Here is a 326-nt window from a genome sequence, read left to right as displayed (position 1 = left end):
ACTGGTGCCGGGCTACTTCCACTTGGTACTGATCTTGGTGCTTCCACTGATGCCGGGCTACTTCCACTTGGTACTGATCTTGGTGCTTCCACTGATGCCGGGCTACTTCCACTTGGTACTGGTCTTGATGTTTCCATTGGTGCCGAGCTTGATGTTTGAACTCCTTCACTTGTTCCTTGTCTTACTGTTCCTGGTGTTTGAACTCCTTCACTTGCTCCTTGTCTTACTGTTCCTGGTGTTTGACTTCCTTCATTTGCTCCTTGTCTTACGCCTCCTGGTGTTTGACTTCCTTCATTTGCTCCTTGCCTTACTGTTCCTGATGTTTG

The 326-nt window shown here is 48.5% G+C and carries 1 pseudogene; it reads right to left on the bottom strand.

Going from position 1 to position 326, the window contains the following annotated elements:
• Positions 1–326: pseudogene (locus MR160_RS34195) on the bottom strand (pLS20_p028 family conjugation system transmembrane protein); the annotation flags it as partial.

This window comes from Bacillus cereus group sp. BfR-BA-01382 (genome assembly GCF_022663475.1).
GTDB lineage: Bacteria > Bacillota > Bacilli > Bacillales > Bacillaceae_G > Bacillus_A > Bacillus_A thuringiensis_S.
The sequence above is the reverse complement of the archived record's forward strand: the minus strand, read 5'-3'. Positions and strand labels throughout refer to the sequence as shown.